This is a genomic window from Bacteroides sp. 51 (assembly GCF_010500965.1).
Taxonomy (GTDB): domain Bacteria; phylum Bacteroidota; class Bacteroidia; order Bacteroidales; family Bacteroidaceae; genus Bacteroides.
Genome location: NZ_QVMI01000040.1, coordinates 12,849 through 29,678, shown reverse-complemented (window position 1 = coordinate 29,678; position 16,830 = coordinate 12,849). Strand labels below are relative to the sequence as shown.

At 41.6% G+C, this 16,830-nt stretch carries 14 protein-coding genes, 3 tRNA genes and 1 pseudogene; 11 read left to right on the top strand and 7 right to left on the bottom strand.

Translation table 11 applies throughout. The features are described 5' to 3' along the window. Positions 1 to 31 precede the first annotated feature (31 nt). Positions 32 to 1,555: a glutamine-hydrolyzing GMP synthase gene (gene guaA / locus D0T87_RS21380; protein ID WP_163177923.1), complete on the bottom strand. Its 1,524-nt coding sequence runs from the start codon at positions 1,553 to 1,555 to the stop codon at positions 32 to 34. A gap of 295 nt (positions 1,556 to 1,850) precedes the next feature. On the opposite strand from guaA, the gene D0T87_RS21375 reads away from it, so the two are divergent. Then, entirely contained in the window at positions 1,851 to 4,730 is a 2,880-nt protein-coding gene (locus D0T87_RS21375) for a response regulator (RefSeq protein WP_163177921.1), read from the top strand. 75 nt (positions 4,731 to 4,805) lie between these two features. Here the strand turns inward: D0T87_RS21375 and mscL are convergent, their stop codons facing one another. Next, positions 4,806 to 5,243 (bottom strand): large-conductance mechanosensitive channel protein MscL, encoded by a 438-nt coding sequence (gene mscL, locus D0T87_RS21370; RefSeq protein WP_163177919.1) that lies wholly within the window; start codon positions 5,241 to 5,243, stop codon positions 4,806 to 4,808. A gap of 142 nt (positions 5,244 to 5,385) precedes the next feature. Between mscL and gap the strand changes: the two genes are divergently transcribed. From gap to D0T87_RS21340, 6 genes are all read left to right on the top strand, one after another. Next, positions 5,386 to 6,390, top strand: coding sequence for a type I glyceraldehyde-3-phosphate dehydrogenase (gap, locus tag D0T87_RS21365; RefSeq protein WP_163177917.1), 1,005 nt, complete (start codon positions 5,386 to 5,388; stop codon positions 6,388 to 6,390). A gap of 178 nt (positions 6,391 to 6,568) precedes the next feature. Further along, positions 6,569 to 8,662 (top strand): M3 family metallopeptidase, encoded by a 2,094-nt coding sequence (locus D0T87_RS21360; protein WP_239063816.1) that lies wholly within the window; start codon positions 6,569 to 6,571, stop codon positions 8,660 to 8,662. A gap of 17 nt (positions 8,663 to 8,679) precedes the next feature. Continuing rightward, positions 8,680 to 9,183, top strand: coding sequence for a DUF4847 family protein (locus D0T87_RS21355; RefSeq protein WP_163177915.1), 504 nt, complete (start codon positions 8,680 to 8,682; stop codon positions 9,181 to 9,183). 8 nt (positions 9,184 to 9,191) lie between these two features. Continuing rightward, on the top strand, positions 9,192 to 9,623 hold the full coding sequence (locus D0T87_RS21350) for a dCMP deaminase family protein (RefSeq protein WP_163177912.1): 432 nt from the start codon (positions 9,192 to 9,194) through the stop codon (positions 9,621 to 9,623). A gap of 59 nt (positions 9,624 to 9,682) precedes the next feature. After that, entirely contained in the window at positions 9,683 to 11,419 is a 1,737-nt protein-coding gene (locus D0T87_RS21345; RefSeq protein ID WP_163177910.1) for a S41 family peptidase, read from the top strand. Further along, positions 11,346 to 11,879, top strand: coding sequence for a 5-formyltetrahydrofolate cyclo-ligase (locus D0T87_RS21340; RefSeq protein WP_163177908.1), 534 nt, complete (start codon positions 11,346 to 11,348; stop codon positions 11,877 to 11,879). The genes D0T87_RS21345 and D0T87_RS21340 overlap by 74 nt, the downstream gene beginning before the upstream one ends. Before the next feature lie 60 nt (positions 11,880 to 11,939). Here the strand turns inward: D0T87_RS21340 and D0T87_RS21335 are convergent, their stop codons facing one another. Continuing rightward, a complete protein-coding gene (locus D0T87_RS21335) occupies positions 11,940 to 12,230 on the bottom strand; it encodes a DUF721 domain-containing protein (protein ID WP_163177906.1) in 291 nt (96 codons plus the stop codon). Next, the gene (locus tag D0T87_RS21330) at positions 12,217 to 13,338 is read right to left on the bottom strand and encodes a DNA replication/repair protein RecF (protein WP_163177904.1); all 1,122 of its coding nucleotides are present in this window, start codon (positions 13,336 to 13,338) and stop codon (positions 12,217 to 12,219) included. The genes D0T87_RS21335 and D0T87_RS21330 overlap by 14 nt, the downstream gene beginning before the upstream one ends. A gap of 164 nt (positions 13,339 to 13,502) precedes the next feature. Here D0T87_RS21330 and D0T87_RS21325 point away from each other — a divergent pair, with 164 nt between their 5' ends. From D0T87_RS21325 to D0T87_RS21310, 4 genes are all read left to right on the top strand, one after another. Beyond that, positions 13,503 to 14,183, top strand: coding sequence for a tol-pal system YbgF family protein (locus D0T87_RS21325; protein WP_163177902.1), 681 nt, complete (start codon positions 13,503 to 13,505; stop codon positions 14,181 to 14,183). Between the two features lie 78 nt (positions 14,184 to 14,261). Further along, positions 14,262 to 14,756, top strand: coding sequence for a 6,7-dimethyl-8-ribityllumazine synthase (gene ribH, locus D0T87_RS21320; protein ID WP_163177900.1), 495 nt, complete (start codon positions 14,262 to 14,264; stop codon positions 14,754 to 14,756). A 28-nt stretch (positions 14,757 to 14,784) separates the two neighbouring features. Further along, a tRNA-Tyr gene (locus tag D0T87_RS21315) sits at positions 14,785 to 14,867 on the top strand. 10 nt (positions 14,868 to 14,877) lie between these two features. Beyond that, positions 14,878 to 14,950, top strand: a tRNA-Gly gene (locus D0T87_RS21310). 54 nt (positions 14,951 to 15,004) lie between these two features. On the opposite strand, the pseudogene D0T87_RS25195 reads toward D0T87_RS21310, so the two are convergent. From D0T87_RS25195 to D0T87_RS21295, 3 genes and pseudogenes are all read right to left on the bottom strand, one after another. Continuing rightward, a pseudogene (locus tag D0T87_RS25195) lies at positions 15,005 to 15,205 on the bottom strand (transposase); the annotation flags it as partial. Between the two features lie 77 nt (positions 15,206 to 15,282). Next, positions 15,283 to 15,357: transfer RNA gene (locus tag D0T87_RS21300), tRNA-Val, on the bottom strand. Between the two features lie 112 nt (positions 15,358 to 15,469). Then, positions 15,470 to 16,684 (bottom strand): FAD-binding oxidoreductase, encoded by a 1,215-nt coding sequence (locus D0T87_RS21295; protein WP_163177898.1) that lies wholly within the window; start codon positions 16,682 to 16,684, stop codon positions 15,470 to 15,472. Positions 16,685 to 16,830: the final 146 nt, after the last annotated feature.

Sequence of the window (16,830 nt, the reverse complement as noted above, 5' to 3'; positions counted from 1 at the left end):
TACTTCTATATTACTTAGAAAAGGTTTTTTCTCACTCCCATTCTATGGTCGCTGGGGGTTTGGAACTTATATCATAAGTTACGCGGTTTACACCTTTTACTTTATTAATGATATCATTGGAAACCTTACCCAAGAAGTCATAAGGTAAATGCGCCCAGTCGGCCGTCATGGCATCGGTAGAAGTAACCGCACGAAGAGCAACAGCATTTTCGTACGTACGTTCATCACCCATAACACCTACAGATTGTACAGGAAGCAGAATTACACCCGCCTGCCATACCTTATCATACAGCCCCCATTCGCGCAAACCCTGAATAAAGATATCATCGGCATCTTGCAATACACGAACTTTCTCGGGCGTGATATCACCCAGAATACGCACACCAAGTCCCGGACCTGGGAATGGGTGACGGGTAATCAGATGTTCCGGCATACCCAACTCGCGCCCTACGCGGCGAACCTCATCTTTAAACAACAAGCGCAATGGCTCACAAAGTTTCAGGTTCATCTTCTCGGGCAAACCTCCCACATTGTGGTGGCTCTTAATCACTGTTCCTGTAATAGAAAGCGATTCAATGATATCCGGATAAATGGTACCTTGCGCCAACCATTTTACATCTTTCAGCTTATGAGCCTCTACATCGAATACATCAATAAAGCCCTTACCAATAACTTTACGTTTCTTTTCAGGTTCGGAAACGCCTTCCAGTTCTTTATAGAACTTTTCTTTAGCGTCTACCCCGATCACGTTAAGTCCAAGACATTCGTAATCATTCAATACGTTATTGAACTCATTCTTACGCAACAAACCATGATCTACAAAAACACAAGTCAGATTCTTGCCAATTGCTTTGTTCAACAGTACAGCCACCACCGATGAGTCTACCCCACCGCTCAATGCCAGCACCACTTTATCATCGCCCAACTGCGCTTTCAATTCAGCCACAGTACTTTCAATAAATGAGGCTGGCGACCAGTCTTGCCTGCACTTACAAATATCTGCTATAAAGTTTCTCAGAATCTGAGTACCATCTTCACTATGGAATACCTCCGGATGGAACTGTACGCCCCAAACGTTTTCGTTTTCAATCTGATAAGCAGCAATAGCCACCTTATCCGTCGAAGCAATCGTTTTAAAGTTCTCCGGAATAGCTGTGATCGTATCACCGTGGCTCATCCATACCTGCGAATTTCCTCTCACACCTTTAAACAATACATTATCGGCCTCGAAAGACGCCAAATGAGCACGGCCATATTCGCGGGTTCCGGCAGATTCTACTTTTCCTCCGTTGGTATAGGCAATGTATTGCGCACCATAACAAATTCCCAGGATCGGGTATTTTCCGCGGATCTCGCTCAAGTCAACCTTAAACGCTTTATCGTCATATACAGAGAATGGGCTACCGGAAAGAATTACTCCTTTAACCGACTGATCACCAAATGGAAACTTATTGTAAGGCACAATCTCACAATAGGTATCCAATTCACGAACCCTGCGTCCAATAAGCTGCGTTGTTTGCGAGCCAAAATCAAGTATTATTATTTTTTCTTGCATAAAATAAAGGTGAGTTTTAATTTGCTCACAAAAATACAACTTTTATCAGGAATTTATTCTAATTCGGAATGCTTTATTGCGAAATTAAAGCGAGGAAAAATACACTCCCGACAAAATCACACCCCTACAACCGGTTATTTTCAATAAAAATGTGTTGAATAACGCTAAATTATGCCATTAAAAGAATAAATTGTGTCATTTTGACGAAGCAAATGAATTATCTTTGTGCCTTATTGGGAAAACAATACCACCCAATCACTTTAGTTGCAACAAAACATACTTAATGCTTAATAGCATGAATTCAGAAAATAACGAGATCTTAAGCCAGATACTGGTCGATCTCAACGTAGGATGGTGGAAAATAAACTATACAACTCAACAAATGTATGTTTCCGACCTCACCAAAGACCTGCTAAAATTACAATCCAATGATCTTTTCCTGGATGACTTTATTAAGATGGTTAGAAATGACTATCGCCAAAGCCTTCTGCAGAAAAAAAGAACCGAAGATAACGTAGGTACAACAAGGACTTTTCCTTTGTCGTCGCCCGGCAATGAAGAAATTTGGGTCAGTTCGAAATATATTGGCCAGAAGTATAATAATCAACAAGAAGAAATCGCCACAGGATATTTTCAGGTAATTCCCAACCCGGAAACCGCATCTCCCGAGAAAGGTGCCTCCCTGCGACTGAACAATCTGCTTTACCAACTCAACAGTGTATCTCAGATACTGCTATCATTCCTGAAAACCGATAGCACAGAAGCTGTAATCAACCAGATCCTGACCGATATCTTAAAGCAGTTTAAAGCCGGACGCGCATACATTTTTGAGTATAACTGGGAAAACGACACCCAATCCTGCACATACGAGATTGTAGATGAAAACATTAATCCGGAAATTGATATTCTGACTGATCTTCCGATTGCACACAACAACTGGTGGACCGACCAGCTACTTTCCGGCAATTCAATCATTCTATCGGATATAGAAGACCTGCCCGATGTAGCGCTCGAAGCCAAGGAATTACTTCGTGTGCAGGACATCAAGTCACTGTTTGTCATCCCTTTAGTATCCAAGAACGGAGTTTGGGGATATGTAGGAATAGACGTTGTAGATGGATACTATGATTGGAGCGAAGACGATAAACTCTGGTTTCATTCAATCGCCAATATTATCAGCATTTTTGTTGAACTGCACCGCTCGGAAAAGAATGCACTTCAAGACAAAGAACTATCGCAAAAGATGCATGAGGAACTGGACCGCAGCGAGAAAATCCTTCGCAACATATATGACAATCTACCCGTAGGTATAGAACTATATGACAAAAATGGCGTCCTGGTCGATATGAATAATAGTGATGTTAAGATGTTTGGGCTAACTCAAAAGGAAGAAGCTTTAGGGCTAAACCTCTTCGACAACCCCAACATTCCGAAACAAACCATCGACCTGTTACAAAATCAACAACCGACATCATTCCGAATAAGCTATTCATTCGATATTCTTGGCAGTTATTACACTTCCGGCAAAAGTGGAATCATAGAGATTTACACCAAAGCAAATCCATTATATGACAATAAAGGAAATCTTATCAATTATCTGTTTATAAACATTGATAACACCGAGATTAACCAGGCGTATAGCCGGATTGCGGAATTCGAAAGTTCATTCTCCATCATAAGCAAATACGGAAAGATAGGTTATTGCAAATTCGATCTGCTTACCCGAAACGGAGGAGGAGTACCGCAATGGTACTATAATTTAGGAGAAGAGCCCAATACGCCACTCAACCAGATCATTGGCGTCTACAATCATCTCCACGACGAAGACCGGGAGAAACTATTTGCCCATATACGCAGAGTAAAAGCAGATGAAATCAATGGATTTACCGAAGACCTTCGTGTATACCATAAAGACGGCACACAAAGTTGGACACAGGTAAACGTACTCAAAAACCCTGACAACACCGATCCGTCAAAGCTAGAAATGCTCTGTGTAAACTATGATATCACGAACCTGAAAGAAACAGAGAAAAAACTCATCGAAGCTAAAGAAAAAGCAGAAGTCAGCGACAGACTAAAATCTGCCTTCGTTGCCAATATGAGCCATGAGATACGCACCCCTCTGAATGCAATTGTCGGATTCTCCGGACTATTGGCCGACACAGAGGAAGAGGAAGAAAAGAAAGCATATGTGAATATCATACAAGAAAATAATGATATGCTTCTACAACTCATATCGGACATTCTCGACCTCTCGAAAATCGAAGCCGGAACGCTCGACTTTACTTATGGCGAAGTTGATGTCAATGCGTTATGCACCGAAATCATCAACACATATAAAATGAAGGCCGAAAATACCCCGGTTAAAATCCTGTATGGCAAGCACATGGCGTCATGTTATATAAACAGCGACAAGAACCGCCTGATGCAAGTGATCGGTAATTTCATGAACAACGCCATGAAGTTTACCCCCGAAGGAAGCATAACCGTAGGGTATGAAATGGTAGGAAAGGATAAAATTAAATTCTTTGTAGAAGATACCGGATGCGGCATAGCCGAAGACAAACAAGATAGTATTTTCCAACGTTTCGTGAAGTTGAACAACTTTGTACAGGGAACCGGACTCGGCTTGTCTATCTGTAGCAGCATCGTTGAACAAATGGGAGGAGAAATCGGAGTTACATCTACCGAAGGAAGCGGTGCCTGTTTCTGGTTCACTCATCCATATACCGCGGCAGGAAATGAAGAAGAGATTATTCAAGCCGTAGAAATTGAGACTGAAAGCATAGCGAATATAGAAGAAGACATAAATACGGAAGAAGGAAAAGCTATTATATTGGTAGCCGAAGATACCGATAGCAATTATCTGCTGATAAAGAATATCATAAGAGACAGATATACACTGATACATGCCGTAAATGGAGTGGAAGCTCTTGAAACATGGAAGAATAACCACGTAGACTTAATCCTTATGGATATCAATATGCCCAAAATGGATGGCATAACGGCCACAAAGGAAATCAGAAAGAAAGACAGCAAACTCCCCATCATTGCCGCAACAGCATACGCATTCGATGGAGATCGCCAAAAAGCATTGGAAGCAGGCTGTACAGATTATATAGCCAAGCCGATCAAGCCAAAGGAGCTATTGGGAATGATAAGTAAATACCTGTAGAGTTGAAAATTGAAAGTTGAAAGTTGAAAGTTGCCATGCGGCATCGTATAACTTTCAACTTTCAACTTTCAATTTTCAACTCTTTTTAAGTATATCCCGAATTTCCGTCAACAGCACTTCCTCTTTCGTTGGTGCAGGAGGTGCAGCCGGAGCAGCAGGTTCTTCTTCCTTCTTATGCGTTAATCTATTAATTAACTTGATAAAAAGGAAAATAGAAAAGGCGATAATCAGAAAATCAAAAGTAGCCTGTAGGAAATTTCCATAATTCAGTGCAACTGCCGCTGCTACCTCTTTTCCATCCGCCGCTATTTCGGCAGGTTTCATGACCCATTTAAGATCAGTAAAATTAACACCGCCAATAAGCAAACCCAGCGGTGGCATGATAATATCGGCAACAACAGACGATACAATTTTACCAAAGGCACCGCCAATGATCACCCCGACGGCCATATCTACTACGTTGCCTTTCATGGCAAAAGTTTTAAATTCTTGTAATAAGTTACTTTTTCCCATCTTTTTTTTATTTTAATATGATTTGAAGTGTGAATATAAAAACTATTTTGTAATTTTGCAGCGCAATTTGAAAAAAGAATATGCAGTACTTCTACATATTTTAATAACTAAACATTATAAAACCCTTAAAAGTTTAAACAAAATGATTAAAGTAGGTATTAATGGATTTGGCCGTATCGGACGTTTGGTTTTCCGTGCTGCTCAAACAAGAAATGACATCGAAATCGTAGGTATCAATGACCTTATCGACGTGGAATACATGGTATACATGTTGAAGTATGATACAGTTCACGGACGTTTCAACGGTACTGCTGAAGCAAAAGACGGAAAATTAATCGTAAACGGTAAAGCAATCCGTGTTACTGCTGAAAGAAACCCTGCTGATTTGAAATGGAACGAAGTTGGTGCAGAATATGTAGTTGAATCAACTGGTCTTTTCCTTTCTAAAGATAAAGCTCAGGCTCACATCGAAGCCGGTGCAAAATATGTTGTAATGTCAGCTCCTTCAAAAGACGACACTCCAATGTTCGTATGTGGCGTTAACCTGGATTCTTACGTTAAAGGTACTCAGTTCGTTTCTAACGCTTCTTGTACTACTAACTGTTTGGCTCCTATCGCTAAAGTATTGAACGACAAGTTCGGTATCGCTGAAGGTTTGATGACTACAGTTCACGCTACTACTGCAACTCAAAAAACAGTTGACGGTCCTTCTGCTAAAGACTGGAGAGGTGGACGTGCTGCTGCCGGTAACATCATCCCATCTTCAACCGGTGCTGCTAAAGCTGTAGGTAAAGTAATTCCTGAGCTTAACGGTAAATTAACTGGTATGGCTTTCCGCGTTCCTACTTTGGACGTATCTGTAGTTGACCTGACAGTTAACCTGGCTAAAGAAACTACTTATGCTGAAATCTGTGCTGCTATGAAAGCTGCTTCAGAAAACGAATTGAAAGGTATCCTTGGCTACACTGAAGACGAAGTTGTTTCTTCTGACTTCATCGGTGATGCTCGTACTTCAATCTTCGACGCAAAAGCTGGTATCCAATTGTCTCCATCATTCGTTAAAGTTGTATCTTGGTATGACAACGAATGGGGTTATTCTAACAAATGTCTTGAGCTTATCGCTTACATGGCAAAAGTTAACGGATAATTCGATTAACCATAATATATCAAAAGACTGCCCGGTACTTTCCGGCGCAGTCTTTTTTTATATCATATGAGGTGAATAATCACTAAAAACCACCCCCTATTTATCAAAGTAATAAACAAAATTGCTAATTTTGCCATTCACCCAAATAAACGGATAATCACATCACATCCTTTTATATATGAGAAGATTAAACTTAACACTGATTTCAATTTACATGATGAGTACTCTATCAGCTCAAAACCCATTCTTTGGTAAATATAATACCCTCCACGAAACTGCTCCTTTCGAGAAAATCAAGTTGGAGCACTACGAACCGGCTTTCACTGAAGGAATGAAACGCCAGCAAGCCGAAATAGATGATATCATAAATAATACGGAAGCGCCGACATTCAAGAATACAATTGTTGCACTGGAAACATCCGGAAGTTTTCTGGAACGCGTTGCAAGTGTATTCTATAACCTGAACGGCGCCGAGACAAATGATGAAATGCAGGCTTTGGCACAAAAAATCATGCCGTTACTTACCCAGCATGAAAACAGCATCAATCTCAACGAGCAACTCTTTGCCCGTATAAAAACCGTATACGATCAAAAAGACAAACTAACGCTTACTCCAGAACAGGAAATGCTATTAAACAACACGTATGAAAGTTTCATTCGTCGCGGAGCAAATCTTGAAGGAGAAGCGAAAGAAAAATATAAAGCACTGAGCACTAAACTCAGCACACTATCTCTTCAGTTCAGCGAAAAGAACCTGAAGGAGAACAATGAATACAAGCTGGTTATCACAGACAAGAAACAACTTGCCGGATTACCGGAAAGTGCAATCGAGGCAGCAGCACATACAGCTAAAGAAAAAGGAGTTGAAGGCTGGGTATTTACAATGGATGCCCCCAGCTATGGCCCTTTCATTAAATATGCCAACGACAGAGAGTTGCGTAGGGAACTGTATATGGCATACAACACCAAATGTACCCACGACAATGAATATAATACCGAAGACATTGTACGCCAGATAGCCAATACCCGCATGGAAATTGCGCAGTTACTGGGTTACAACAACTACGCAGAATATTCATTGAAAAGAAGTATGGCAGAAAGCAATGAAGCGGTCTACGGATTACTCAACGAATTGCTGGAAGCATACACGCCTAAGGCAAAACAAGAAGTTGAGGAAGTTAAAGCTCTGGCCCGACTTATCGAACGCCCAAACTTCGAAATCATGCCTTGGGACTGGTCGTACTACTCCAACAAACTGATGGAAAAGGAATTTAACCTGAATGAAGAAATCCTGCGTCCATACTTTGAGTTGGAAAACGTAAAGAAAGGCGTGTTCGGATTAGCCACCAGGTTATACGGAATCACATTCAAGAAGAACCCCGAGATCTCTGTTTACCACGAAGATGTAGATGCATACGAAGTATTCGACAAAGACGGCTCATTCCTTGCCGTGCTTTACACCGACTTCCACCCACGCGCAGGAAAACGCGCCGGTGCATGGATGAGCACATTCAAAAGTCAGTGGATAGACGAAAACACAGGCGAGAACAGCCGTCCGCATGTTACTCTGGTGATGAATTTCACGAAACCCACAGCCGATAAACCGGCACTGCTTACCTTCTATGAAGTAGAGACATTTCTACACGAATTCGGACATGGGCTTCATGGTATGTTTGCCAATACAGTATACGAAAGTCTCAGCGGAACAAGCGTATACCGCGATTTCGTAGAGCTTCCATCACAACTCATGGAGAACTTTGCAATCGAAGCTGAATTCCTCAATACGTTTGCCAGACACTACGAAACCGGTGAACTTATACCAGCAGACCTGATCCAGCGGATCAAAGATACATCCAATTTCAATGTAGCTACCCTTTGCCTGAGGCAACTTAGCTTCGGCTTGCTTGACATGGCCTGGTACACACGCAACACCCCATTCACAGAAGACGTGAAAGCATATGAAAGAGAAGCATGGAAAAAAGCACAATACCTGCTCCCGATTGATGGTACATGTATGAGCACCCAATTCTCGCATATCTTTGCCGGAGGCTATAGTGCAGGATATTATAGTTACAAATGGTCGGAAGTACTGGATGCAGATGCCTTTGCTTTGTTCCAGGAAAAAGGAATCTTCAATCAGGAGGTAGCTCAATCATTCAGGGATAACATTCTTTCGAAAGGTGGAACCGTTCATCCAATGACACTCTACAAACGCTTCCGTGGACAGGAGCCTACAGCAGATGCTTTACTTATTCGTAACGGAATAAAATAAACCTAAACAAAAAAAATATGAGACTGAAATACGCTTTACTTCTGCTTTTGTTATTGCCGGCACTTAGTGCATGCGACCAAACGGATGATGTATTAGATATCTTCACAGGGAAGACCTGGAAGCTTACCAATATATACACCTCTAAAGGAAAAGTCTGCATTGACGACTACTTTACAGGCGTAAGTCCGGAAGTTAAAAAAGAATCCATGAGGTTATGGGCTATGAAAGATAACTTCACCATTAGTTTCACCGGCGCCGAAGTAGATGATGGTGTCACTGGCGAATATGCCGGACGAGGTGCTCATACTACCATCTCAGGTAAATGGAATGCCAATGGAAGTAACAATGCTTTCTCAACCAATCAAGGCGATCCGGCCGGAAACGAAGATCTTTTAGGCCAGGTTTTTATCCGGGCAATAAAGACTGCATATAAATATGAGGGAGACACAGCCGGCAATCTGACGATCTATTTTAAAGAAGGTAGTACGGATAAATACCTCCTTCTTTACTCCCCTAAATAATAACAGTAATGAATACACTTCAAAAACAAACCGAACTGGACAAACGATACATCCGCATGGCTATGATCTGGGCCGACAACTCCTACTGCGAACGCCGTAAGGTGGGCGCACTGATTGTTAAGGACAAAATGATTATATCCGACGGATATAACGGCACACCTTCCGGTTTTGAGAATGTTTGTGAAGATGAGAACAATATAACCAAGCCTTATGTGCTTCATGCAGAGGCTAATGCCATTACTAAAATAGCTCGGTCCAATAACAGCAGCGACGGTGCAACCATGTATGTTACCGCCGCACCTTGTATAGAATGTGCCAAGCTTATCATTCAGGCCGGCATCAAACGGGTAGTTTATTCGGAGAAGTATCGCCTCGAAGATGGAATAAGGCTATTGGAACGTGCCGGAATTGAAGTATTATATATTTCACCTGAAAGTTGAAAATCACGATGCCGCACGGTAAATCGTAAATTGTAAATTGTCTAATTGTAAATGTAAATATGAGTACCAAAAAAACATTCCGTTTTACCCCGATCGTCATTGCAGTGAGTGTAGTGATTGGGATTCTTATCGGAACCTTTTATGCCAAACATTTTGCCGGCAACCGGCTCGGAATCATTAACGGTTCTACCAACAAGCTCAATGCGTTATTACGCATTATAGACGATCAGTACGTAGATACAGTCAACATGATCGACCTTGTTGAAGAAGCCATGCCGCAGATATTGGGAGAGCTTGACCCACATTCCACATATATCCCGGCCAAAGATCTGGAAGCGATCAACTCAGAGTTGGAAAGTAGTTTCAGTGGCATTGGCGTACAATTTACTATCCAGGAAGATACAGTCTATATCAATAGCGTAATCGAAGGAGGACCATCCGAAAAAGTCGGGCTCATGGCGGGCGACCGTATCGTAACTGTTGACGACAGTACATTTGTCGGCAAGAAGCTGAACAACCAATACGCCATGAAAACCCTGAAAGGACCAAAAGGTACACAAGTAAAACTCGGGGTTAAAAGAGCAACAGAAAAGGAAATTATCTTCTTTACCATTGTCCGTGGTGATATTCCACAGAATACAGTAGATGCTGCATATATGATTACAGATGAGTTTGGCTACATTCAGATATCCAAATTCGGACGTAGTACGCATATAGAGTTACTAAACGCGCTGGCAGTATTGCATCATAAAAACTGCAAAGGAATCATTATCGACTTACGTGGAAACACAGGTGGATATATGGAAGCAGCAGTGCGCATGGTCAATGAATTTCTGCCCGAAGGCAAGCTGATTGTGTATGCCCAGGGACGCAACTATCCGCGTACAGATGACTACGCAAACGGTACGGGAAGCTGTCAGAAACTTCCTATCGTCGTATTGGTAGATGAAGCCTCCGCCTCATCGAGTGAGATTTTTGCGGGAGCCATTCAGGACAATGACCGCGGAATGATTGTCGGTCGTCGTTCATACGGTAAAGGATTAGTTCAGCAGCCGATAGATTTCAGCGATGGCTCGGCCATCCGCCTCACTGTGGCCAGATACTATACTCCCTCCGGACGTTCCATCCAGAAGCCATACCAGAACGGGAAAGACAGCAACTACGAAATGGATGTCTATACCCGCTACGAGCACGGTGAATTCTTCTCCAAAGACAGCATTAAAATGGACGAAAACCTTCGTTACTACACCAGTCTTGGCCGTCCGGTTTACGGTGGAGGGGGCATAATGCCCGACATTTTCGTTCCACAAGATACAACCGGAGTTTCTTCTTATCTGAGTACCGTATTAAGTAAAGGTCTGATGTACCAGTTTACTTTCGATTACACCGACAAAAACCGCAGTAAATTGAGTGATTATGAAGATGAAGAGTCGCTTTTGAAGTACTTACGTCGCCAGGGAATAATAGAGCAATTCGTTAAATACGCAGAAACCAAAGACGTTAAGAGACGAAATATCCTTATCCAGAAGTCGTACAAGTTACTCGAAAAGAACATTTACGGACATATTATTTATAATATGCTAGGCAAAGAAAAATACATCAAATTCTTCAATAAGAGCGATGCCACTGTCAACACAGCATTGGAACTATTGGAGAAAGGTGAAGCTTTCCCTAAAGCTCCCGTAAATGAAGTTGTTGAAGAGTCTGCTACGGACAAGAAAGATGAAGGAAAGGAAAAAAGAACTGCGCAGTCAGATAAAAAGGCAGAAGACCGAACAATCTGGCTCTACGCTTAAGGCACTATCAACCGGCATACTTGAAACACTGGAGCAACATCCGGTGTTTCAATCTGCCCATACCATATTACTATACCATTCTCTGCAAGATGAGGTCCATACTCACGACTTCATTGAAAAATGGAGCAAATCTAAACGGATTGTTCTTCCGGTAGTTATAGAAGATGAACTGGAGTTGCGATCTTACTCCTCACCCAATGATCTGGCTATTGGAGCATATGGAATTCTGGAACCAACCGGGACTCCTTTCCATGATTATGACAGTATTGATTTAGCTATTATCCCGGGAGTTGCATTCGATACTGCCGGTTGTCGCCTTGGACGCGGAAAAGGATATTATGACCGGCTGTTGCCTAAACTTACCGCCCACAAAATCGGTGTTTGCTTTCCTTTTCAATTTGTAGATGAAGTTCCCGCAGAAGAGCTTGATATACGGATGGATGAGGTTTTATTTAGTTGAAAGTTGAAAATTGAAAGTTGCGATGCCGCATGGTAACTTTCAATTTTCAACTTTCAACTTTCAACTAAATATGATGTTCGTAATCACCATTGCCCTGACATTCTCATTCAACTTACGGATAATCAAGTCCTTGCCCATCAATAACTCCTGCCGGAGCACAGCAGAAGAAAGGTGCACATACAGCGTTTGGTTACGGATATATAATTCTTTGGTATATGAAGCAATATGTGGCCCCATAAGCTGCGGCCAGGAATCCAACAACCGTCGTTCGTTCAGTGGGCCTTCCAGACTCTCCTGACGAAGATACTTATGAATAAGTTGCCCTATAGATTCCGCTTCACGCCGTTTCATTGCTTTCCTCCTTCATCTCACCAATCTGCCCCTGCACCACTTCAAATATCTTATGGTCACTTCCTATTTTAAACAATATCCGGTCCAGATGCTCACGGTTGGTATCTGTGATAAAGATCTGCCCAAAGCCATCGCCCGCAACAAGTTTAACGATCTGTTCCACCCGCGAAGCATCCAGTTTATCGAAGATATCGTCTAATAAAAGCAACGGCACTGCCAGTCCTGTACGTTTTAAAAAGTCGAACTGTGCCAGTTTCAGTGCAACCAGGTATGTTTTATTCTGCCCTTGCGAACCTTCTTTCTTTATGGGGAAGTCTCCTAAAAGCATGTTCAGTTCATCTTTATGAATTCCCCGAAGAGAGTAGCCCATAATCTTGTCGCGCACACGGCTCTCCTTTATCACTTCCAGCAATGAAGCGTCGCGGGCATGTGACTCGTACGATAACCCTACATGCTCTTTATCCTGGGAAATAAAGGAATAGAAGTTCTGGAATATCGGAATAAATTCGCGGATAAACTCCTCTCGTTTACGGTACACCACTTCGCCGGCCTGCGCCATCATCTCCTCCCAAACCAGAAACAGTTCTTCTTCGACCGGTAGTTCACTCTTCAGAAGTGTATTTCGCTGTTGCAAAGCCTTGTTGTAACGAATCAACGCATCAAGATACTCCTTATCATATTGGGAGATAACAACATCCATAAACTTGCGGCGTTCCTCACTCCCACCCAGTATCAACTCCGAATCGGCAGGCGAAACCATAACCAGCGGGATGAATCCGATATGATCCGACAAACGGGTATATTCTTTCTTGTTTCTTTTGAATTGCTTCTTCTGCCGGCGCTTCATTCCGCAGTAAATCTCCTCGGGCGTTCCGTCGGCTGTTTCGTAGAAACCCTGTATCACGAAAAACTCCTGATCGTGGCGAATATTCTGCGAATCAATCGGATTTCCGGCACTCTTGCAGAAGGATAAAAAGTAAATAGCATCCAGCAGATTGGTCTTGCCCATACCATTCTGCCCGAAAAAACAATTCAGTTTGCCGGAGAAGTTCAGTTCAACTTCCTCCAGGTTCTTATAGTTGAGTATGGATATACGTTTTAATATCATATAACATCCTAAGCGTTAGTCTACAAAAGTAGAAAGAATTTCGGGGTTTAGGGGCCGGAAAAGAAAAAAAGATGGTGCTAAATTTCTTTTGTATATATAAATAAGCTAATTTTGCTGACCGAAATATCCAAGTCTTAAAGAATAACAAAAAGAAACGATATAAAATGGCAAATCAGAAAAACCACAAAGAAGAATTGAATGTAGAAGATGCACTCACACAGTCGGAAGCATTTATTATTAAGTATAAGAATATTATTATTGGTGTCGTGGCTGCTATCATCCTTATTGTAGCTGGTGTTCTGATGTATAAGAACTTATATGCCGAGCCACGTGAAGAGAAAGCACAGGCCGCTTTATTCAAAGGTCAGCAACTGTTTGAACAGGACGCTTTTGAAATGGCTTTGAATGGCGATAGCATTGGTTACAAAGGATTCCTGAAAGTTGCAGATGAGTTCAGTGGTACTAAAGCCGCTAATCTGGCCAGAGCTTATGCAGGTATCTGCTACGCAAATCTTGGTGAGTACGAAAAAGCCATTAAAGAACTGGATAAATTCAGCGGTGCTGATATGATGGTTGCTCCATCCATTCTAGGTGCTATCGGTAATAGCTATGCTAAACTTGAGCAACTGGATAAAGCTACATCTTACCTTGTAAAAGCTGCCGACCAGGCCGATAATGGTTCGTTAAGTCCTATCTTCCTTATGCAGGCAGGTAACATTTACGAAAAGCAAGGCAAATATGCCGACGCAGTGAAAGTATATACTAAGGTTAAAGACAAATACTTCAACTCTTATCAGGCTATGGATATTGATAAATATATCGAGAAAGCCAACCTTCAAAAGTAATTTAGTACTTCATTTAATATTAAAAAAGCTATCCTGTAGCATATGGGATAGCTTTTTTTACTTCAAAAACCCACCTCTATGGCAACAGCTTATCATAACTTGTCGGACTACGACTTGAACTCCGTGCCCAGCGCAGAGCAAATGAAATTCGGTATCGTTGTTTCCGAATGGAACATTAACATTACCGGTAAGCTTCTTGAAGGAGCAGTAGAAACACTGAAAAAGCACGGTGCCAAACCCGAAAATATTCTGGTTAAAACGGTACCCGGAAGTTTTGAACTGACTTATGGTGCAAACCAGATGTTGGAAAACTGCGACCTGGACGCTGTTATTATTTTAGGTTGTGTAATTAAAGGAGACACCCCACATTTTGATTATGTATGCATGGGAGTTACCCAGGGAATAGCCCAACTGAATACAACTAGCGATGTACCAGTGATTTACGGTTTAATTACCACCCTGACTATGGAGCAAGCTGAGGACAGAAGCGGTGGAAAGCTCGGTAACAAGGGGGATGAATGTGCAATTACTGCAATAAAAATGATAGATTTTGCTTGGAGTTTAAATAAATAGCACTATCTTTGTACCGCATTAGAAAAAAGGGCAAATACCAGAGTGGCCAAATGGGGCAGACTGTAAATCTGCTGTCTTTCGACTTCGGTGGTTCGAATCCATCTTTGCCCACTTTAATGTTGCGGAAGTAGCTCAGTTGATAGAGCATTAGCCTTCCAAGCTGAGGGTCGCGGGTTTGAGCCCCGTCTTCCGCTCTCAAGAAAAAGAGAATCAAAGTTTTGATTCTCTTTTTTTCTTTTCCGGCAGGGTGTCGCTTTTGCTTGCCCCCGTATCATATACCATTTAGCTAATAGCAGCCTTGCGGCGTCAGGCGAAGTTTTCTTGTTGAATATTTCGGTCAGTTTTAGGGAGAGTTCATAGGCTTGTTTGAGCTTAGGATAGGCTTCAAATAGGACTTGAGCTCGGACCTGTTGTTGCTCATTCCATTTTGATGGGTGCTTGAGTACAATATGTTGCCGATAGAGGCAAGTTTGATATACCCGTCATACAAAAAAAGCAGTTACATTATGTAACTGCTTTTTTTAAGTGGGCGTTGACGGATTCGAACCGCCGACCCTCTGCTTGTAAGGCAGATGCTCTGAACCAGCTGAGCTAAACGCCCGTATGCTTTTCTCTTAAAGCGATGCAAAGATAGGTATATTTTTTAAACTAACAAATGTCTGACTGAAAAATATTTCTCAATCCATCATAATTCTTTTCTTTTGCAGCCATATCTATTTCTGATACCTCTCAAAACCAAAAACCTGATACCTTTTATCTGCTTTTTCTAAAATCCGGTTACGGATCATTTGCGCAGCATTCATACTAAATGTAATACCATTACCACCATATCCCAAAGCAAAAAACATTCCCTCCCTACCAGGCCATTCTCCAATATAAGGCAAGCCATCTTTTGTAGAACTAAACGTACCACACCACGCCATACTTGTTTTAAAAGGTATATGTGGAAACAATGCCTGAATTTTCTTTTCCAACTTTTCAGTTTTCTTTCTCAACAACTTATCTCTCTTTACAGGATCACGAAACTCTTCATCTTCACCGCCAACAATTATCCGGTTATCTTTCGTTGTTCTGATATAAATATAAGGCTCTTTAGTTTCCCACAATAAGCTCCTCCCCTGCCATATTAATTCCGGAAAGACAGGTTCTGAAACTAAAGCATATGTTGATGTCAACTGCATCACCTTCTCCGGCAGGAATGTACCTGCCTCAAATCCGGCAGCTACAACCACGTATTTACATTTTATTTTATGTCCATTATCAGAGAGTAGTTCATATTCCGACTTCTTTTTATTCCACTCCACAATCTGAGAATGAGTGAAAAGCGTCAAACCAGATTTGGTCATATGGAAATCAAGAAGTACAGTGGCAGCCAGGTAAGCATCTATCTGTGCAGATGCATCATTCAATAAACCAGCAGGAGCATCAAAGCCATACATTTCTTTTATATCCTTTGCCGAAAGCAAGGTTGTAGGTAAACCGTTTTTTCTCCGTATCTCATACTCTTTTTCTATGATTCCAGCCCCCTTCTTATTGCTTGCATAAAAAAGACTGGGAACACGCTCGTAGTCAGGATTCACTCCTATACTTTCAAAGACATCTCGAACATCAGAAATTGCCTGTAAACAACATTGGTAAGCTAAAAGAGCTTTTTCTCCACCTATCATTCCGGCCATTTTATATAAAGGAACATCTATCTCATATTGCAGCAAGGCTGTACTGGCTGAGGAACTTCCAGTTGATGGAGTACGTTTATCAATTACAGTACATTTTATTCCCGACCGACAAAGTTCATGAGCAACAAGGGCACCAGTAATACCAGAGCCAATTATCAAAACATCAGTTGAATGATCCCGCTCCAACGGATTAAAATAATTATATAAAGAGTTTTTAGCGACCCAATATGGTAGCCCTGAATATAAATCCATAATACACACTTTTAAAACATTGAATATTAACACTCTACAAAACACATATAGAGAATCAATTATATAACAAATAAGATTTTTATTCGGTTTTATACCACAAAGTTAATTAACAAAATTCTATTTTAACAGATGTAAATTGGAGTTGA

What these genes read in the sequence shown, in the direction of transcription:
- D0T87_RS21345 (WP_163177910.1), top strand. Translation starts at nt 9,683, where the DNA reads ATGAGTACCAAAAAAACATTCCGTTTTACCCCGATCGTCATTGCAGTG.
- D0T87_RS21295 (WP_163177898.1), bottom strand. Translation starts at nt 16,684, where the DNA reads ATGGATTTATATTCAGGGCTACCATATTGGGTCGCTAAAAACTCTTTA.
- mscL (WP_163177919.1), bottom strand. Translation starts at nt 5,243, where the DNA reads ATGGGAAAAAGTAACTTATTACAAGAATTTAAAACTTTTGCCATGAAA.
- D0T87_RS21325 (WP_163177902.1), top strand. Translation starts at nt 13,503, where the DNA reads ATGGCAAATCAGAAAAACCACAAAGAAGAATTGAATGTAGAAGATGCA.
- D0T87_RS21330 (WP_163177904.1), bottom strand. Translation starts at nt 13,338, where the DNA reads ATGATATTAAAACGTATATCCATACTCAACTATAAGAACCTGGAGGAA.
- D0T87_RS21335 (WP_163177906.1), bottom strand. Translation starts at nt 12,230, where the DNA reads ATGAAACGGCGTGAAGCGGAATCTATAGGGCAACTTATTCATAAGTAT.
- D0T87_RS21355 (WP_163177915.1), top strand. Translation starts at nt 8,680, where the DNA reads ATGAGACTGAAATACGCTTTACTTCTGCTTTTGTTATTGCCGGCACTT.
- D0T87_RS21375 (WP_163177921.1), top strand. Translation starts at nt 1,851, where the DNA reads ATGAATTCAGAAAATAACGAGATCTTAAGCCAGATACTGGTCGATCTC.
- D0T87_RS21350 (WP_163177912.1), top strand. Translation starts at nt 9,192, where the DNA reads ATGAATACACTTCAAAAACAAACCGAACTGGACAAACGATACATCCGC.
- ribH (WP_163177900.1), top strand. Translation starts at nt 14,262, where the DNA reads ATGGCAACAGCTTATCATAACTTGTCGGACTACGACTTGAACTCCGTG.
- D0T87_RS21340 (WP_163177908.1), top strand. Translation starts at nt 11,346, where the DNA reads ATGAAGGAAAGGAAAAAAGAACTGCGCAGTCAGATAAAAAGGCAGAAG.
- gap (WP_163177917.1), top strand. Translation starts at nt 5,386, where the DNA reads ATGATTAAAGTAGGTATTAATGGATTTGGCCGTATCGGACGTTTGGTT.
- D0T87_RS21360 (WP_239063816.1), top strand. Translation starts at nt 6,569, where the DNA reads ATGAGAAGATTAAACTTAACACTGATTTCAATTTACATGATGAGTACT.
- guaA (WP_163177923.1), bottom strand. Translation starts at nt 1,555, where the DNA reads ATGCAAGAAAAAATAATAATACTTGATTTTGGCTCGCAAACAACGCAG.